Consider the following 17,919-nt stretch of genomic DNA (forward strand, 5'->3'; position numbering starts at 1 on the left):
TAACCCTTCTCCTGTGCCCGCAACCGAAGCGAAAGTCAGCCATTTTTAGAAAAAGATCTCGGGAAGGACTCGCCGAAGACACGCCCACTCATTGGCAAACATTCGCCCAGTTGCTCGCGAATCAACCATTACGGTTAAACAATAGCATGCAACCGGTGATTTCTTGTTCATTTAGCGTTTGCGTCGAATAAAAATTGCGCTAAGGACACCTTTTACTCGCTAAGGTAACCTTAGCGTCATCTAAAATGGTGGGACCATGACTGACGCGATAACTCCTTTATCGCCGACCCCCTCGTCATCGAACAATGCTGTTGCGAATTCCCCGGCACGTGTTCTGATCGCGAGCCTCATCGGCACAACGATCGAATTCTTCGATTTCTACGTCTATGCAACGGCGGCGGTTATCGTCTTCCCGAAGCTGTTTTTCCCTGCAAGCGATCCGACCTCGGCGACGCTGCAATCCTTCGCGACCTTCTCCATCGCCTTCTTCGCGCGCCCGATCGGCGCGATGATCTTCGGCCACTTTGGTGACCGAATCGGCCGAAAGGCGACGCTCGTCGCGGCATTGATGACCATGGGCCTCTCGACCGTAGTAATCGGTCTGCTTCCGACCTATGAATCAATCGGCGTTGCGGCTCCGCTCCTGCTGGCACTTTGCCGTCTTGGCCAAGGCCTTGGTCTCGGGGGCGAATGGGGCGGCGCGGTGTTGCTCGCCACGGAGAACGCGCCGGAAGGCAAGCGCAGCTGGTACGCCATGTTCCCGCAGCTCGGCGCCCCCATCGGTTTCATCCTTTCAGCAGGCCTCTTCCTGACCCTGCGCGAAAGCATGACGGATGCCGACTTCCTGAGCCATGGCTGGCGTATCCCCTTCCTGATCAGCCTCGTATTGGTCGCAGTCGGCCTCTATGTCCGACTGAAAATCACCGAAACACCGGAATTCCGCCGCGCCATCGAAAAAGAAGAGCGCGTTTCCGTTCCGATCGCTGTCATCTTCCGCTCGCACCTCCGCAGCCTCTTTCTCGGCACGATCATCGCGGTCGCGACCTTCGTGCTGTTCTATCTGATGACGGCATTTACCTTGAGCTGGGGCACCAGACCGGCGGGCACCGGGCCGCTGCCGGCAGGTCTCGGCTATTCGCAAGGCCAGTTCCTCGTCGTTCAGCTCGTTGGCGTCGTCTTCTTCGGCCTGATGATTCCGATCTCCGGCCTGCTCTCGGACCGCTATTCGCGCCGGCTGGTTCTGGTGCTCACGACCATTGGCATCTTGATCTTCGGCCTGTTCTACTCGTCGCTGCTGACTGCCGGCCTTGCGGGCGCCTTCGCCTGCTCGATCATCGGCCTGGCGCTGATGGGCTTCACCTACGGTCCGATCGGAGCGGCATTGGCTGCACCCTTCCCGACCGCCGTGCGCTATACCGGCGCCTCGATGACCTTCAATCTCGGCGGCATCGTCGGTGCATCGCTCGCGCCCTATATCGCCACTTGGCTCGCAACGAACTACGGCCTGGTCTATGTCGGCTACTACCTGACGGCCGCGGCAGCGCTCTCGCTGATTGGCATCGTCCTGTCGGGCAACGACGAAATCTGAGGATATTGCGATAACCAATTGAAAAGGCCGGGTGAAAACCCGGCCTTTTCAGTTGAATCAATTTGTGAGCTACAGACGGATCAGAATACCCTACTCCGTCGTGACGCCCTGGAACGGACGAACTTCCCTGCCGGGCATGAAGCTGCCGAGGCGCTTGATTTCCCATTCCAGCTTGACGCCGGACTTCTCGAAAACCTCGCGGCGAACCTGCTCGCCCAGATATTCGAGATCGTAACCGGTTGCCTGCTCCATGTTGATCATGAAATTGCAGTGCAGCGACGACATTTGCGCGCCGCCGATGACGAGACCGCGGCAACCGGCCTCATCAATCAATTTCCAGGCGGAAAAACCATCCGGATTCTTGAAGGTCGACCCGCCGGTCTTCTCCCGAATCGGCTGCACGGTTTCGCGATGCGCCCGCACGGCATCCATCTCTGCGCGGATCTTGGCCTTGTCCTCGGGATAGCCCTCGAACAGAACATGGGTGAAGATCAGATCTTCCGAAGCGTCGGAATGTCGATAGCTATAGCCCATCTCGGCATTGGTCAGCACATGCTTCTCGCCCTTGCGGTCGACCGCGTGCACCTGGACGACGCGTTCGCGTGTCTCGACGCCGTTAGCGCCGGCATTCATGCGCGCCGCGCCGCCGATAGTGCCCGGTATGCCGTAGTAGAAATGGAAACCGCCAATGCTGTTGTCCATCGCCATGGCCGCGACGTGCTTGTCCGGGCATGCGGCGCCCGCCAGGATGCGGTTATCGCCCTGGAGCTCGACAGAGCCGAAGCCCTTGGCCGAAAGCCGCAGGACAATTCCCGGGATGCCGCCATCGCGCACCAATATGTTCGAACCCACGCCAACCACCGTCAGCGGCACTTCTTCCGGCAGGATCTTCAGGAACGCAATGAGATCGTCCGTGTCGTGCGGCTGGAACATCAGCTCCGCCAACCCGCCGGCGCGGAACCACGTCACACGATCCATCGGCGCATCCGGCGTCAACCGACCCCTGATGTCCTTTACACCGTCGCCGAGCGACGCCAGAAGCTTTTCCCCATTTACCTGTTTCATGCGGACTTACCCGAGAGGCCTTCCAATTCCTTTGGCAATGATGCTGCCCAATACGTAATGCTGCCAGCCCCCAACAAAACCACAAAATCACCCGGTCGCGCAATCTCCGCAACCATGGCGGCAAGATCTTCCTGCGATGGCAGATAGCGCGCGTCGCGATGGCCACCAGCCTTGATGCGCGAAACCAGCGTCTGCGAATCTACGCCTTCGATCGGATCCTCGCCGGCGGCGTAGACGGGTGCCAGGAAAATGCTGTCGGCATCGTTGAAGCAGGCGGCGAATTCCTCGAAGAGGCTCGACAGACGCGTATAGCGGTGTGGCTGGTGGACAGCGATGACACGGCCATTGCAGGCTTCGCGCGCGGCCTTCAGCACCGCCTTGATTTCGACAGGGTGATGGCCGTAATCGTCGAAGACCTTGATCCCGTTCCATTCGCCGGTCAGCGTGAAGCGGCGCTTGACGCCGCCGAAAGACGCCAGACCCTTGGCGATCGCCTCGCTGGAGATGCCGAGCCGGTTGGCAACGGCAACCGCCGCCGTCGCATTGGAAATATTGTGCCGACCGGGCATCGGCATCACGAGGTCTTTGATGTGGATCACCTTGCCGGTGCGGCGCCTGCGGATTTCGACGTCGAACAGCGACCGCGTGCCGTCGATGCGGACATTTGCAAAGCGCACATCAGCCTGCGGGTTCTCGCCATAGGTGATGATCTTGCGGTCCTCGATGCGACCGACCAGGGACTGGACTTCCGGATGGTCGATGCACATGACGCCGAAGCCGTAGAACGGCACGTTTTCGACGAACTGCCGGAAGGCGGCGCGGACGGCATCGAAATTGCCATAGTGATCAAGATGCTCCGGGTCGATATTGGTGACCACAGCGACGTCGGCCGGCAACTTCAGGAAGGTGCCGTCCGATTCGTCGGCTTCGACCACCATCCATTCGCCCTCGCCCATGCGCGCATTGGTGCCGTAGGCATTGATGATGCCGCCGTTGATCACGGTCGGATCGAGCCCGCCGGCTTCGAGCAGCGTTGCCACCAGCGACGTGGTCGTGGTCTTGCCATGCGTGCCGCCGATGGCGATGGCATTGCGGAAACGCATCAGCTCGGCAAGCATCTCGGCACGGCGCACCACCGGCAACAGCTTTTCGCGCGCGGCAACGAGTTCCGGATTGCTCTTCTTGATGGCAGTGGAGACAACAACGACTTCGGCATCGCCGAGGTTTTCCGCCTTGTGACCGATATGGACCGGGATGCCCTTGTCGCGCAGCCGCTGCACGTTGGCGCTTTCCGATTGATCGGACCCCTGCACGCGATGACCGAGGTTATGCAACACCTCGGCAATGCCGCTCATGCCGATACCGCCGATCCCGATAAAATGTACAAGGCCGATTGCCTTCGGCAGCTTCATGCGCCTGCCCCCTTGAATTGCTGAATTGAACGTCCCCCGGCAATAGCCTCAACCATGTCGGCGAGCAAGTTTGCCGCATCCGGCTTGCCTGCCTGTTTGGCGGCAGCCGCCATCTTTGCGAGCTTTTCCGGCATCGTCATCGAACCGCGCAGAATGGTCGAAAGCTTCTCCGGCGTAAGCTCGGATTGCGCGATGACCTTGACGCCGCCGGTTGCCGCAAGCGCTGCCGCATTGGCGGCCTGATCATGATCCAGCGCATGCGGATAGGGCACGAGGATCGCCGGGCGGCCGATGACGGCGAGCTCGGATACCGTCGAAGCCCCGGAACGGCACAGAACCAGATGCGCCGCACCGATACGCTCGGCCATGTCGGTGAAGAAGGGCGCTATATCCGCGCCCATCTCCAGCCTTCTGGTGCAGCTATTGACCGTCTCCATATCCTCGGGTCGCACCTGCTGTGTAATCCGCAGGCGCTTGCGCAGCGGCTCTTCCAGCAGGCTGATGGCCGTTGGCACCGCCTTTGAGAAATACTGAGCACCCTGACTACCGCCGAAGACGACCAGGTTGAAAGGATCATCCGGTACAGAAGGCACATAGGGCCGCTTGGCAGCCTCGATGACGGCCGGGCGCACCGGGTTGCCGGTCGTCACCGTCTTTTCCGAAAAGGCGCCGCCATCTTCCACCAGGAAACCGCCCGCGATCGCGCGTACCCGCGTCGCAAGCATCTTGTTGGCACGCCCCATGACCGCATTCTGTTCATGGATCATCGACGGCACACCCATGCGGGTGGCGGCCAACAGCGGCGGAACGGTCGGGTAGCCGCCGAAGCCGACGACGCAGAGCGGCTTGATTCTATTGATCAGCTTGCGCGCCGCGCGCATGCCCGTCCACAGCGTCAATAAGGCGCCGGCGACCTTCAAGGGATTCTTGGAGCCGATCGTCGCCGAGGGCACGACATGGATCTCATCGGCAGGAAACTTGCCGGCATAGCGTTCGGCGCGGCTGTCGGTGACGAGGTGCACGGAATAGCCGCGCTCCTTCAGCTTATAGGCCAGCGCCTCGGCCGGAAATACGTGACCGCCGGTTCCGCCGGCGGCAAGAAGGATAGTACCTTTACTCATAATCTTCGCTCCCGCGAATACCCCACTACTCGGGGCATATCCCTAATATAGGAAGCCGCCTCGACCGCGTCATCAACGCGGGCCAAGCCTCCCTCATAGACGGCCGCCTCTGGAAAAGCGACCAGAGAATGAGCAAGAGAGAGATGTCGGGGCTGGAGCACAGGCAAGTTCAAGACAGTCACTCCGCAGGCAATCCATGCGTCACGCGGAACTGGCTGCGATCCTGCGCCCGCTTTTCCGGGCGGTGACGCGTCAGCGCCAGAATGAAGCCTGCGGTCACGCAGATCGCGGTCATTGATGAACCACCATAGGAAATCAGCGGCAAGGTCATGCCCTTGGCCGGCAGCAGCTGCAGGTTGACGCCGATATTGATGATCGACTGGATACCGATCTGCAGCACCAGGCCGGCAACGGCGAAGCGATTGAAGTCGTTCTTTTCCTTGTAGGCATGGGACAGACCCCGCAGTACCAGGAACGCGAAGATGCAGACGAGCACCATGCAGAAGATGACACCGAACTCTTCGGCGGCCACCGAGAAGATGAAGTCGGTGTGGGCGTCGGGGATGATGCGCTTGACGATGCCTTCACCCGGGCCGACACCGAACCAGTTGCCGTGAACGATCGCTTCCTTGGCGGTATCGACCTGGAACGTATCACCCTCGCCGGTCATGAATTTATCGACGCGGAGCGCCACGTGGGGAAAGACGTAATAAGCGGCGACGAACCCGCCGGCGCCAAGCCCGCCGAGCACCGAAATCCAGAGCCAGGGCATGCCGGCCATGAAGAACATGCCGCCCCAGACGGCTGTCGTCAGGATCGTCTGACCAAGGTCCGGCTGCGCGACAAGCAGCGCAGCGACAATGCCGAAGAGAATGATGGCGAAGAGATTACCCGGAATTTCCGGCTGGCGCGCATGCTCGGCAAACAGCCAGGCGCAGACGACAACGAAAGCAGGCTTCATGAATTCCGACGGCTGGATCGACAGCGCCGCGATGTTGACCCAGCGTCGCGACCCCTTGACCTCGATGCCGAAGAACAGGGCAAAAAGCATCATTGCCAGCGAGACAACCAGCAGGATGACCGCCGTGCGCCGCACCTGCCGCGGCGTCATAAACGAAATGCCGATCATCGCCGCGATTGCCGGAACGAGGAACAAGGCGTGGCGTTTGACGAAGTGGAAGGGTTCAAGCCCGATGCGCTCCGCCACCGCTGGCGAGGCCGCGAAGGAAAGCATGAAGCCGATACCGATCAGCAGGATGAATAATGCCAGGAACACACGGTCGATGGTCCAGAACCATTCGGCCAAGGCCCCACGCTCAACGCGGCTTACCATATCATATGCCTCCTGTTGCTGAACCGATCAGCATGGTGACACCCTCGATCGCAGCCACATGACTGACGAAGGCGTCACCCCTGACCTCGAAATTCTTGTATTGATCGAAGCTTGCGCAGGCCGGTGAAAGCATCACCGCTGCGGACTCATGTTCGTCCCTGTCCGCATCGGCGGCCGCGTGCGCGACAGCGCGTTCCAGCGTGCCCGATATCTCGTAGGGCACCTGTTCGCCGAGCGTCGCCGCAAAGGCGGGCGCCGCCTCTCCGATCAGATAGGCTTTCGCAATACGCGGAAAGAGCGGCGCCAGGGTCGTGATCCCGCCCTCTTTCGGCAGGCCGCCGGCGATCCAATAGATATTCTCATAGCTCGAAAGCGCCGGCGCCGCGGCATCCGCATTGGTCGCCTTGGAGTCGTTGACGAACACGACCCGGCCGCGCCGTCCGACCGGCTGCATGCGATGCTTGAGGCCGGGAAAGGATTTCAGCCCGGCGCGGATCTCATCGGGAGAAACGCCGACCGCCAGGCATGCGGCAATCGCCGCAGCGGCATTCTGCGCGTTATGGCCGCCACGCAATGTCTGGATTCCATCGAGATCGGCAATCTCGCTCGTCGCCCCGACAGATGCCTGCATGATGCGGCTGCCTTCGGCATAAAGGCCGTCAGCAAGCACGTGCCGGCGTGAAATCCGCGTCACCTTGCCGCCGGCCCGCTCGATACGATCGGCGATCAATGAAGAATGACTGTCATCGACGCCAACGACGGCCACGCCGCTGCCGGCGACGAGCCGCTCCTTGATATCGGCATAGTGCTGCATCGTGCCGTGCCGATCGAGATGATCGGGCGTCAGGTTCAGCAGAATGCCGGCCGAGGGATTGAGCGTCGGTGCAAGATCGATCTGGTAGGACGAGCATTCGACGACGTAATAGCGCCCGGCCTTCGGCGGATCGAGCGTGAGGATGGCCGTGCCGATGTTGCCGCCAAGCTGCGTGTCGCGACCGCTCGACTGCAGGATATGGGCGATCAGCGCCGTCGTCGTCGATTTGCCGTTGGTTCCGGTGATGGCGATGAACGGGCAATCCGGCGCGTGCGCCCGGCGCTCGCGGACGAACAGCTCGACATCGCCGATGATCTCAACGCCTGCGGCATGCGCAAGATCGACAGTCCAGTGCGGCTTGGGATGTGTCAGCGGCACGCCGGGCGACAGAACGAAGACCGATAGCCCGTTCCAGTCGATCGTCCTGAGATCGGCGACCGCTATTCCTCCCGCGGCCGCTGTAGCCACGCTGTCCGGATTGTCGTCCCAGGCCGTGACCTCGGCACCGCCGGCAACAAGCGCACGCGCCGTCGCAAAGCCCGAGCCGCCGAGGCCGAACAGGGCGACCTTTTTTCCTTTCAGCGTGGTGACAGGGATCATCGATGCCTCACCGCAGCTTCAGGGTGGAGAGGCCGACCATCGCCAGAATGACCGCGACGATCCAGAAGCGAACCACCACCTGGCTTTCCGTCCAGCCCTTCTTTTCGAAGTGATGGTGGATCGGCGCCATCAGGAAGACGCGGCGCTTGGTCATCTTGAAGAAGCCGACCTGGATGATGACGGAAAGCGCCTCGACGACGAAAAGACCGCCGATGATCGCCATGACGATCTCGTGCTTGGTGGCGACGGCAACCGAACCGATCATGCCGCCCAGCGCCAGCGAGCCGGTATCGCCCATGAAGATGGCAGCCGGCGGCGCATTGAACCACAGAAAGCCAAGGCCGGCGCCGATGACTGCGCCGAGAACCACCGCCAGTTCGCCCGTACCCGGCACGAAATTGATGGCGAGGTAGTCAGCAAAGACGAAGTTGCCGGCGAGATAGGCGATGACACCGAAGGAAGCCGCCGCGATCATGACCGGTACGATTGCAAGCCCGTCAAGTCCGTCGGTCAGGTTCACGGCATTACCGGCGGCAACGATGACGAAAGCCCCGAAAAACACAAAAAACATGCCGAGATTGAGCAGCAAGCTCTTGAAGAAGGGGAAAGCGATCGACGAACCGAAGGTCGAGCCGGCAGGACCGGAGGACAGTGCCGTGGTCATCATGAAATACACGGCAATGCCTGCAATGACGAATTCGATGCCCAGGCGAGCGCGACCGGAGAAACCCTTGTCGCTCTGCTTCGTCACCTTGAGATAGTCGTCATAAAAGCCGATCGCGCCGAACCCGAGCGTGACAAGCAGCGTGGCGACCACATAGACGTTGGCAAGATCAGCCCACAGCAGAGACGATACGACAATACCGGCAAGGATCATCAATCCGCCCATCGTCGGCGTGCCGGCCTTCTTGAAGTGCGTCTGAGGACCATCGGCGCGAATCGGCTGCCCCTTGCCCTGACGCACGCGCAGGGAGGAGATGATTCGCGGCCCGAAAAGGAAAACGATAAACGCGGACGTAAAGAGGGCGCCACCGGTACGGAACGTGATGTATCTGAACAGATTGAGAAATCTGAAATGTGTACTAAAAAAATGAACGTGGTCCGACAGTTCGGCTAGCCAGATCAGCATAAGAGCCCTTTCTAAAGCCCCTGATGGGCGTGGGTGCCCGTGTCGGAAAATGCGGGAAACTTGTCAAGCAAGCCTGCCACGATCTTTCCAAACCCCATACCCAGCGACGATTTCACCATCAAGACGTCACCGGGGGCGACAGAATTGAGCGCGAATTCCGAGAGTTCCTCCGTCGTCTCACGATATTCGACATGAACACTTTCCGGCAGCTCATCCCTCAAAGCCGCCATCTCCGGACCCGCCAGCCAGACATGCTCGATACCGGCCGCCAAGAGCGGCCCGGCAAGGTTTGCATGCACTCGCTGGGCATAATCCCCCATTTCCAACATATCGCCGAGGACGGCGATTCGCCTGCCCGTCCGACTGCCGGCACCCGCATTCGGCGACGTCGTCGCCAGCAGCGCGATAGCCGCGCGCATGGATGCGGGATTGGCATTGTAACTTTCATCGATCAGCGTGAAGTAGCCGCTGCCGATCGCGCGCTTGTGGCGTTGTCCCCTGCCCTTTTCCGGCCGCAAGTCCGCCAGCGCTTCGACAGCCTTGTCGAGATCTGCCTCGACGAGCATGACGGCGCCGAGCACGGCGAGCGCGTTTTCCGCGATGTGACGGCCCGGCGCGCCGATCGCCACTTCCATCGTCTCACCGCCGATCGTCAGCCATAGCGTCGAATTCTCTTCCGAGGCATTGAATTCGGCGAGACGCACGTCGGCCTTGGCATGCTGGCCGAAGCTGTGCACATGTTCGATACCGGCTGCTAAAGCAGCCTGTTCCAGCATCTCGAACTGATCGTTGTCGTGATTGAGGATGGCGTGACCGCCCGGCACGACACCGTCGAAAATCTCCGCCTTCGCGGCGGCTATTTCCGTGATGCTGTTGAAATTGCCGAGATGCGCCGGTGCGATCGTGGTGATGATCGCGACATCCGGCTGCACCATCTTGACGAGCGGCCTGATCTCCTCGGGATGGTTCATGCCGATTTCAAAGACGCCGAAATCGGTGTCTTCGGGCATGCGCGCCAAGGTAAGCGGTACGCCCCAGTGATTGTTGAAGGAGGCGACGGAAGCATGCACCTTGCCCGATGGAGCGAGCGCGCGACGCAGCATTTCCTTCGTTGTGGTCTTGCCGACCGAGCCGGTAACGGCAATGATCTTGGCCTGCGTCCGCTGGCGTGCGGCGACACCCAGGCGGGCGAGCGCTGCCAATACGTCATCCACGACGACCTTCGGCACGGTCAGCCTGCCCATTGCCGGCAGCCGTGCCTCGCTGATCACGATGAATGCCGCACCGTTCGCCATGGCCTGGTTGGCAAAGTCATGACCATCGACGCGATCACCCTTGATGGCGAAAAAAGCCTCGCCCGGCTTGATGGAACGACTGTCGATGGAAATGCCCGTAATGCCTTCGGGCAGCGCTCCGACGAAGCGGCCAGAGATTGCGGCAATCATATCCTCAGTTGTCCAAAGCCAGTTCAAGGTTTCAAATCCTCCAGTGCTTTTCGCAGTTCGGCGTGATCGGAAAAGGGCAGCGTGACGCTGCCGATCGTCTGACCTTCCTCATGCCCCTTGCCGGCAACGATCAGCGTGTCACCGGATTTCAGCATGCCGACCGCCTTGCGGATGGCTTCGGCGCGATCACCGATCTCGCTGGCGCAGCCAGCCGCCGCCATGATCTCTGCACGAATGGTCGCCGGGTCTTCCGAACGCGGATTGTCGTCAGTGACGATAACGATATCGGCGAGACGGCAGGCGATTTCGCCCATGATCGGCCGCTTGCCGCGATCACGATCGCCGCCACAACCGAAGACGACGATGACGCGGCCTGTCGTGAACGGGCGCACCGAATTGAGGACGTTTTCCAACGCATCCGGCTTGTGAGCGTAATCGACATAAGCGAGCGCGCCGTCACCCGTATGGCCGACGAGTTCCAGACGGCCCGATGCGCCGACGAGCTTCTCCAGCGCCGCCATGGCGACGGGAGCGGCGACGCCGGTGGAGATGGCAAGGCCGGCAGCCACCAACGCATTGGCGACCTGGAAATCACCGGCCAGCGGAATATGAATCTCGAAAATATCGTCGCCGAAATGAACTTCGGCGGTCTGCTTGTGACGGAAATGCTCGACGCGCTTCAACACCAGGAAATCACCCTTGCGCCCGACCGTGCGCACATCCTGCCCGGCATCGCGTGCGGCGGATATTGCCTGGGCCGACCATGCATCGTCCGAAAAGATCACGGCCGGCGAACCCTTCGGAAGCAGGTCCCTGAACAGCCGCATCTTGGCGGCCATATAGTCTTCGACCGTCGGATGGTAATCCATGTGATCGCGACCGAGATTGGTGAAGGCGGCGGCGGCAAGCCTGACGCCGTCGAGACGGAACTGATCGAGGCCATGGCTGGAAGCCTCCATGGCCGCATGCGTTACCCCCTCGTCGGCAAGCTCTGTGAGCAAATGGTGCAATGACACCGGGTCCGGTGTCGTCAGCGAGCCGTAGTCGTTGCGCGTCGGCGATATCACGCCAGTGGTGCCGATCATGGCTGCCGGATGGCCGGCATGAGCCCAGATCTGGCGCGTGAAGGAGGCAACCGATGTCTTGCCGGCGGTACCTGTCACGGCGACCATCGTCTCAGGCTGTTTGCCGTAAAAACGTGAAGCGGCGACGGAAAGAAAGCGGCGAGGTTCGGAAACGGTCAGCAGCGGCACGCCGGCGACGGCGTCGCCATGGCCTGCGACAACGACGGACGCGCCACGCGAAACGGCATCGGCGATGAAACTTGTTCCATCCGCCTTTGTGCCGGCGACAGCTACGAAAACCGTGCCTGGTACGACCTTACGGCTATCGGCGGAAAGGCCTGTTATCTCAAGATCGCCAAGTGTCCCGCCGATTTGTCCGTTGAGTTCCGGAAACGCATTTCCGGCGATATCTCGCAAGTTCATCGAATATACTTTTCATTTTTGATCGGTCCGCCCTCTCGCGAATCGACCCGTGTATTCTTTCACGCTTAATAAGACGCCAGCAAGGCCGAGTTATCTTTTCCGAAGCTGGGTTGCACCCCAAGGATAGGCGCCGCCCTGGCGATGATGTCGCGAGCGATCGGCAATGCCGTAAAGGCCGAGATCGTGCCGCCGCCTCGCTCACCGCTCTTCGGCTCATCGATGAAGGTCATGACCATGTATTGCGGATTATCGATCGGGAACGCCGCCAGGAAGCTGTTGAAATTCAACGTATTCGAATAGCGGCCGTTAACAACCTTGTCGGCTGTGCCGGTCTTGCTGCCGACGTTATAACCGGGAACGCGAGCGTTGCGACCGGAGCCCCTGGTGCCGTTGAATTCAAGCAGGAAACGGATGTCGTCGCTGGTGCTCTTCTTGACGACCATCTTGGCAATGGCATCGGCCTGGTCACGCGTGCGCGGCAGGAAGGTCGGCTCGATCAGCTTGCCACCGTTGACGAGGGCTGATGCGGCAACCGCTGTCTGCAACGGCGTGGTCGAGACACCGTGGCCGAAGGAAATGGTGATCGAGTTGATCTTCTTCCAGACGCGAGGCTGGCTCGGCGCCTTCACTTCCGGCAGTTCGGTGTCCATCTTGTTGAGCAGACCCAAGCGGGTCAGGAATTCCTTGTGCGGGTCGATGCCGACAAGATCGGCGATCTTCGCAGTACCAATGTTCGAGGAATACTGGAAAATTTCCGGAACGGTCAGTACGCGATGCTGACCATGGAAGTCGTGGATGATGAAACCGCCGATCCGGATCGGATTGGTGGCGTCGAAGGCATCACGCAACGTCACCTTGCCGGAATCGAGCGCCATCGCCATGGTGAAGGTCTTGAAGGTCGATCCCATTTCGAACGTGCCGTTCGTCATGCGATTGAGCCATCCTTCGGTCGCGCCTTCGTTCGGATAGTTCGGATCGAAGTCGGGAGCCGAGGCCATGCCCAGCACTTCGCCCGTGTGGATGTCGATCACGGCAGCGCCCGCGCCCTTCGCCTGAAAATTCTTGACCGCGTTGACGACCGCATCACGGACGATGCCCTGCACACGCAGGTCGATCGAAAGCTTCACCGGCTGCAGAGGCTGGTCGTTGGTCATGCCGGCGGCGGCAAGGTCGGCAAGACCCTGATCGTCGATATATTTCTCCATGCCGGCAACGCCGCGGTTGTCGATATTGACGTAGCCGAGGATATGGGCGGCGGTCGAGCCGCCCGGATAGAAGCGGCGCTTCTCGGGGCGGAAGCCGATGCCGGGAATGCCTAGCGCCAGAATCTGACTCTGTTGCTTTGGCGTGAGCTGGCGGCGCAGCCACGCAAAATGCGAGGTCTTGGCGGCGAGCTTCTTGTATGTACCCTTGGTATCCAGATCCGGCAGGACCGTGCGCAATTCTTCGACGGCCTCATCGGGATCGATGATCTTGTTCGGCTCGGCAAACAGCGAGACGGTACGGATGTCGGTGGCAAGCAGGGCGCCGTTGCGGTCGACGATATCCGGGCGCGAGGCCATCAGGCGATCCGGCGGCAGGATGCTCGACGTGGTGTCCGGCGGCGTCATGGCGAACTGGGCAAGACGGCCGCCGATCACGCAATAGACGGCAATGAAGCTCGTCACCAGCAGAACGACGCGGCTTTTGGCTTGATTGGATTTACGCTTGCGAGCCCCTTCGAAGGTCGAACGGGAGAAGCTGTCGCTCGGGCGGTTGTTCCCGTCGGTGGAGAAGTGCGCCTTGCTCTTCAAGATCATGATGCGAGAAAGAAAAGACATTATTCGTCCACCGATCCCGTTGCGATGTTGTCGACTTCAGGTTTTTTGCGCTTGGCCAAAGCCGGCGACTTGGGCCGTGGCGCCGGAGCGGCCGCCACATCGGCGATGGCCTTCCTGATCTCGGCATCGGTCGTATCGCCGTTCTTCGAGGCCGAAGCGACATTGCCCTTGGAGCCGGTTCCCTTGCCGCTCTTCGTGCTGTCTTTCGCATCCGCAACTATCGGCGGCGGGACCTGCGAGCGCAGCATCGGCAACTCGTTCGGCTGAACGATGGCCGTGGAGAGGGTCGGCTGCAGCTGAAGCTCGTTGCTGTAGTTGTTGACGAGACGCTCGAGACGATTCGGCTGCGAGACCAGTGCCCAGTCCGCCTTGAGGAGCTCGATCGTATCCTTCTCGAGCTTGATCTCGGACTCGAGACGGTGAACCTCTTCCAGCTTCAGCTCGGCTCGGTGCTTGATCGTATAGGTCACGCTGGCCATAGCCGTCATGACTCCGATCAGCACGATGTCAAAAGTCTTCAGCATATCAACCTCCGAGCTTTCCGAGACTGGCGAGATTGGGCAGATCGAAGATCGAAAGATCGGCGGCCTCGGCGGGTGCAGAGGTGCGAACACCGGCGCGCAGCTTGGCCGAGCGGGCCCGTGGATTGGCCTCCGCCTCCGCATCGCTGGCGGACACCATCGATTTGCCGATGGGCTCGAAGGTTGCTGGCCGCTCATGCACGATCGGCATGTGGCGCGATCCCACGGCACGACCGGACCGATCGGCGAAGAATTTCTTGACGATCCGGTCTTCCAGGGAATGGAAGGTCACGACGACAAGCCGACCACCCGGCTTGAGCGCGCGTTCGGCGGCGAACAGCGCCTGAGCCAACTCGCCAAGCTCGTCGTTGACGAAGATGCGAAGCGCCTGGAAAACGCGGGTAGCGGGATGAATCTTGTCCTTGGCCTTTCGCGGCGTCACGATCTCGATCAGGCCGGCCAGATCGCGGGTGGTCACGAAGGGAGCTTCGGCACGCCGCTTCTCAATCGCATGCGCGATGCGTGGCGCCTGTTTTTCCTCACCCAGAAAGACGAAGATGCGAATGAGGTCCGCCAGCTTGGCGCGATTGACGACGTCGGCCGCCGATACGCCGCTTGCCGACATGCGCATGTCGAGCGGGCCACTCTTATTGAAGGAAAAGCCGCGCTCGGCCTCGTCGATCTGCATGGAGGATACGCCGATATCGAGCACGATCCCGTCAAGGCCGCCCTCAGGCGCATGGTCGGCAAGCTGGGAGAATTGCGATTGAATGAGCTTGAGGTGCCCCGCATGGGCTTCAACGATCGCCTGCCCCGCCGCAATCGCCGTCGGATCACGATCGAGCGCGATCACATCGGCACCGGCTGCAAGCATGGCCGAGGTGTAACCGCCAGCCCCGAACGTTCCATCGAGGATAACTTTGCCGGGCGCAGGCGCCAGCGCCTCGAGCACTTCGGAAAGGAGAACCGGAATGTGACGAACTGGTCCGCCACCGGCATCAGTCAAACCTCCGCCTGAATTCGCCACCATTCCGTTTCCCCGCTCTATTCCGAGCGCCTGCCCGCCAGCCTGCGCTCCTCTCGTGCCTGCGCCTGCAAGGCCTGAAAAGCCTCCGGTCGCCACAATTGAAAATGATCCGCCCGCCCGACGAAAGTCACTTCGCCAGTAATGCCGGTGAAGTCGCGGATGAAATCCGTGATCATCAGCCGCCCCTCGGCATCGAGCTTCATAAAGACCCCGCCCCCGTGAATCAGGAGCGACATCTGGTTCGCCGCCGGCGAAAAAGGATCGTCCGCCGCAATCTGCCGCTCGAATCGATCGAGCAGATCGAGGCCGCCGACGCTGATCGCCGGAAACACAAAATCCTGGAAGCAATACAGCTCCTGGATATTGCGCTCGGCCAGCACGGAACGGAATGCCGCCGGCACGGAAACCCGCCCCTTGACATCGATCCGGTTGGTCGCATTCGACAGGAAGCGGTTCATGACGCGAAACACCCGTCCCCCATGATCCGCAAGCAATCACGCACTCACGGACACAGCCAAAATCGGACACAGCTTCGCAAGCCGAAAGAGCCGACGCCCCTTCGACACCCCCCTGGTGAGGGCAATCACGGCTTTGCGATGATTGGGCTCTGATTTGCCCGTTTGCAGTGTTGTTTTGGGATACCATGGGACCATATGGGCGTCAATGGGATGAAGCCGCATCGGGCGCGGCCACACCCTGAATATTCATAAGCCGTTAAGTTTAACGAAAGGTTAGGATCGCCTTCAGCGGGCGCTCCGAAACGGATTGTTTTCACAAGCGAAAACCCTCGCCCGCGATCACCGGAAACCCCGGGAAACCGGGGCGTCCGGCGGCCCTCGAAATTATTTGCGGAGAGCGAAAAGGCCCATCCGAAAAAAGGGGCGATGATTTGCCAGTTGGCCTGTAAGCCGGGTTCTGTATGGCTCCGGCCGAGGCCGGAACGTGGCAGCCATTCATCTGGGACGGCGCTTGCGCGACGCCTCTTGCAACCCACCCGGATGACCGGCCCGGAAACAGGCTGGAGCGCTCGCGCGCTCCGCGTCATCCCTATTCGGTTTTGCTCCCGGTGGGGTTTTCCGTGCCGTCGCTGTTTCCAGAGACGCGGTGGGCTCTTACCCCACCCTTTCACCCTTACCCGATCCTGAGACCGGGCGGTTTGCTTTCTGTGGCACTTTCCCTGAGGTTGCCCTCGCCGGACGTTATCCGGCACCGTGTTTCCGTGGAGCCCGGACTTTCCTCACCTCATCGCCTTTCGGCATTGATGAAGCGCGGCTGCCCAGCCAACTGGCACTGGCTCATTAACTGAGACTTCAGGCAATTGCCACCTAAATATGCGGCCCGGTTTCCGTCCGATGCTAGCTGCGGAAATGCGCAGAGAAATCCGTGCTGTAGCCTTCATCCTTGATTCGACCCGCGAGCAGCAGTTCCGCTCCCAGCCGGCCGATCTCGTCCGAGCTCTTGGCAGCCGTGCCGCAGCCGCCGGTCAGTACCGCGACGCGCGGCGAAGAGGTGTAGCCGATCATCGGATAGCCTGATGGAGAATAGGAGACGGCGCAGGAATTGGTGAAGGCCGGCGGGCGGGCCACGCTGGGAACGAGATCGTGGAATCTCCGCACCAGATGTTCGCGCGCCTTGTCGCGGCCGGCGGTGCGGAACCAGGCCCGGAGTTCCGGTTCGCTCTCGAATTGAAGGTCGTCGGGATCGCCGCCGATCTTGATGTAGTATTTGCCGTCCGGGTAGCGGATCGGCGGCAGCATATAGATGCTGTCCACGTCATCAAGCGCTACAGATATCAGTGACGGCATGCCGGAAAGAACCCCGGCTTCGGCCTCGCTAACCTCGAAAAAGGTCACGGTGCGGCCATAAACCTTCATCTCAACCGGTCGCGGCAACAGATTCTCGGCAATGGAGAATCCGCCTGCGGCCATCAGGATCTTCTCGGCGCTGAACGTCTCACCTTCGGCGGTCGTGACAACTGCCAGGCCGCCCTCATCACTGATCGACAGGGCGGTCTGCTTGATCACCCGCGCTCCCGCCTTTTCCGCCAGCAACGACTGCGCTTTCACCAGCCGCCGTGGGCTGATATGGCCGGCCCCGCGCGCCTCGTAGACGCCTTCGCTTCCCGATGCGAAAGAGAAGAACGGAAACTTCGTCTTGAGCCCGGCATCGTCGAGAATGTCGGCCTGAACACCCAGCCGCTCCGCCGCATCCACCACATCGCCGACATAGCCGTTATCGGCGCCGCGCTTCGGGCCTGAGACCAGGCAGCCGACAGGTGCATAGAACTGAATACCGCTATCCCGTTCGATTTCCGCGTAGCGGCTGATCGAGCGGTTGGCGAGGCGAGCCCAATCGGTATCGGGGTCGATCGTACGGGTAATACGGCCCTCGTCGTAGTGACTGCCGAAGACACCCTGATGGCTGGCGCGGTCCTCGGGTTCATCCGGCCCGATGACGGCAATGCCATCCGTTTGCCCAGCGAGATGACGGGCGGCAGCCGCCCCCATCATTCCCCGGCCGACGACGATGAACCTGAAATCCGCTGCCATGCTACGCC

General features: G+C 60.9%; 14 protein-coding genes and 1 other RNA gene. 1 reads left to right on the plus strand and 14 read right to left on the minus strand.

The features are described from left to right. Positions 1-256: 256 nt before the first annotated feature. A complete protein-coding gene (locus GA0061101_RS16245; protein ID WP_037202724.1) occupies positions 257-1,588 on the plus strand; it encodes an MFS transporter in 1,332 nt (443 codons plus the stop codon). Between the two features lie 90 nt (positions 1,589-1,678). On the opposite strand, the gene murB is transcribed toward GA0061101_RS16245, so the two are convergent. From murB to GA0061101_RS16315, 14 genes are all read right to left on the minus strand, one after another. Then, on the minus strand, positions 1,679-2,653 hold the full coding sequence (murB, locus tag GA0061101_RS16250) for a UDP-N-acetylmuramate dehydrogenase (protein WP_047639882.1): 975 nt from the start codon (positions 2,651-2,653) through the stop codon (positions 1,679-1,681). Then, complete coding sequence (murC, locus tag GA0061101_RS16255) at positions 2,650-4,065, minus strand: UDP-N-acetylmuramate--L-alanine ligase (protein WP_037202727.1); 1,416 nt, start codon at positions 4,063-4,065, stop codon at positions 2,650-2,652. The genes murB and murC overlap by 4 nt, the downstream gene beginning before the upstream one ends. Further along, on the minus strand, positions 4,062-5,186 hold the full coding sequence (gene murG / locus GA0061101_RS16260) for an undecaprenyldiphospho-muramoylpentapeptide beta-N-acetylglucosaminyltransferase (protein ID WP_037202728.1): 1,125 nt from the start codon (positions 5,184-5,186) through the stop codon (positions 4,062-4,064). Before murG ends, murC begins: the two co-directional genes overlap by 4 nt. Positions 5,187-5,364: 178 nt before the next feature. Further along, on the minus strand, positions 5,365-6,519 hold the full coding sequence (gene ftsW, locus GA0061101_RS16265) for a putative lipid II flippase FtsW (protein ID WP_037202730.1): 1,155 nt from the start codon (positions 6,517-6,519) through the stop codon (positions 5,365-5,367). 1 nt (position 6,520) lies between these two features. Continuing rightward, positions 6,521-7,933 (minus strand): UDP-N-acetylmuramoyl-L-alanine--D-glutamate ligase, encoded by a 1,413-nt coding sequence (gene murD / locus GA0061101_RS16270; protein ID WP_092574165.1) that lies wholly within the window; start codon positions 7,931-7,933, stop codon positions 6,521-6,523. A gap of 7 nt (positions 7,934-7,940) precedes the next feature. Continuing rightward, positions 7,941-9,062, minus strand: coding sequence for a phospho-N-acetylmuramoyl-pentapeptide-transferase (mraY, locus tag GA0061101_RS16275; protein WP_037202734.1), 1,122 nt, complete (start codon positions 9,060-9,062; stop codon positions 7,941-7,943). A gap of 11 nt (positions 9,063-9,073) precedes the next feature. Beyond that, entirely contained in the window at positions 9,074-10,534 is a 1,461-nt protein-coding gene (locus GA0061101_RS16280) for a UDP-N-acetylmuramoylalanyl-D-glutamyl-2,6-diaminopimelate--D-alanyl-D-alanine ligase (RefSeq protein WP_037202736.1), read from the minus strand. Beyond that, positions 10,531-11,994, minus strand: coding sequence for a UDP-N-acetylmuramoyl-L-alanyl-D-glutamate--2,6-diaminopimelate ligase (locus GA0061101_RS16285; protein WP_037202738.1), 1,464 nt, complete (start codon positions 11,992-11,994; stop codon positions 10,531-10,533). The genes GA0061101_RS16280 and GA0061101_RS16285 overlap by 4 nt, the downstream gene beginning before the upstream one ends. Positions 11,995-12,059: 65 nt before the next feature. Continuing rightward, positions 12,060-13,814 (minus strand): peptidoglycan D,D-transpeptidase FtsI family protein, encoded by a 1,755-nt coding sequence (locus GA0061101_RS16290; protein ID WP_037202740.1) that lies wholly within the window; start codon positions 13,812-13,814, stop codon positions 12,060-12,062. Beyond that, entirely contained in the window at positions 13,814-14,338 is a 525-nt protein-coding gene (ftsL, locus tag GA0061101_RS16295; RefSeq protein WP_037202741.1) for a cell division protein FtsL, read from the minus strand. The genes GA0061101_RS16290 and ftsL overlap by 1 nt, the downstream gene beginning before the upstream one ends. Before the next feature lies 1 nt (position 14,339). Continuing rightward, positions 14,340-15,365 carry a 16S rRNA (cytosine(1402)-N(4))-methyltransferase RsmH gene (rsmH, locus tag GA0061101_RS16300; protein ID WP_037202742.1) on the minus strand — a complete coding sequence of 342 codons (1,026 nt, stop codon included), beginning with the start codon at positions 15,363-15,365 and terminating at the stop codon, positions 14,340-14,342. 14 nt (positions 15,366-15,379) lie between these two features. Further along, entirely contained in the window at positions 15,380-15,820 is a 441-nt protein-coding gene (mraZ, locus tag GA0061101_RS16305; protein WP_037202743.1) for a division/cell wall cluster transcriptional repressor MraZ, read from the minus strand. Positions 15,821-16,250: 430 nt separating this feature from the next. Then, positions 16,251-16,650, minus strand: an RNA gene (gene rnpB / locus GA0061101_RS16310) — RNase P RNA component class A. A gap of 67 nt (positions 16,651-16,717) precedes the next feature. Further along, the gene (locus GA0061101_RS16315) at positions 16,718-17,911 is read right to left on the minus strand and encodes an NAD(P)/FAD-dependent oxidoreductase (protein WP_092574167.1); all 1,194 of its coding nucleotides are present in this window, start codon (positions 17,909-17,911) and stop codon (positions 16,718-16,720) included. Between the last annotated feature and the right edge of the window lie 8 nt (positions 17,912-17,919).

Source organism: Martinezella lusitana, from assembly GCF_900094565.1.
GTDB lineage: Bacteria > Pseudomonadota > Alphaproteobacteria > Rhizobiales > Rhizobiaceae > Rhizobium > Rhizobium lusitanum.

Excerpts from the sequence above, each read along its gene's own strand:
- GA0061101_RS16245 (WP_037202724.1), top strand. The coding sequence starts at position 257 with ATGACTGACGCGATAACTCCTTTATCGCCGACCCCCTCGTCATCGAAC.
- murB (WP_047639882.1), bottom strand. The coding sequence starts at position 2,653 with ATGAAACAGGTAAATGGGGAAAAGCTTCTGGCGTCGCTCGGCGACGGT.
- murC (WP_037202727.1), bottom strand. The coding sequence starts at position 4,065 with ATGAAGCTGCCGAAGGCAATCGGCCTTGTACATTTTATCGGGATCGGC.
- murG (WP_037202728.1), bottom strand. The coding sequence starts at position 5,186 with ATGAGTAAAGGTACTATCCTTCTTGCCGCCGGCGGAACCGGCGGTCAC.
- ftsW (WP_037202730.1), bottom strand. The coding sequence starts at position 6,519 with ATGGTAAGCCGCGTTGAGCGTGGGGCCTTGGCCGAATGGTTCTGGACC.
- murD (WP_092574165.1), bottom strand. The coding sequence starts at position 7,933 with ATGATCCCTGTCACCACGCTGAAAGGAAAAAAGGTCGCCCTGTTCGGC.
- mraY (WP_037202734.1), bottom strand. The coding sequence starts at position 9,062 with ATGCTGATCTGGCTAGCCGAACTGTCGGACCACGTTCATTTTTTTAGT.
- GA0061101_RS16285 (WP_037202738.1), bottom strand. The coding sequence starts at position 11,994 with ATGAACTTGCGAGATATCGCCGGAAATGCGTTTCCGGAACTCAACGGA.
- GA0061101_RS16290 (WP_037202740.1), bottom strand. The coding sequence starts at position 13,814 with ATGTCTTTTCTTTCTCGCATCATGATCTTGAAGAGCAAGGCGCACTTC.
- ftsL (WP_037202741.1), bottom strand. The coding sequence starts at position 14,338 with ATGCTGAAGACTTTTGACATCGTGCTGATCGGAGTCATGACGGCTATG.
- rsmH (WP_037202742.1), bottom strand. The coding sequence starts at position 15,365 with ATGGTGGCGAATTCAGGCGGAGGTTTGACTGATGCCGGTGGCGGACCA.
- mraZ (WP_037202743.1), bottom strand. The coding sequence starts at position 15,820 with ATGAACCGCTTCCTGTCGAATGCGACCAACCGGATCGATGTCAAGGGG.
- GA0061101_RS16315 (WP_092574167.1), bottom strand. The coding sequence starts at position 17,911 with ATGGCAGCGGATTTCAGGTTCATCGTCGTCGGCCGGGGAATGATGGGG.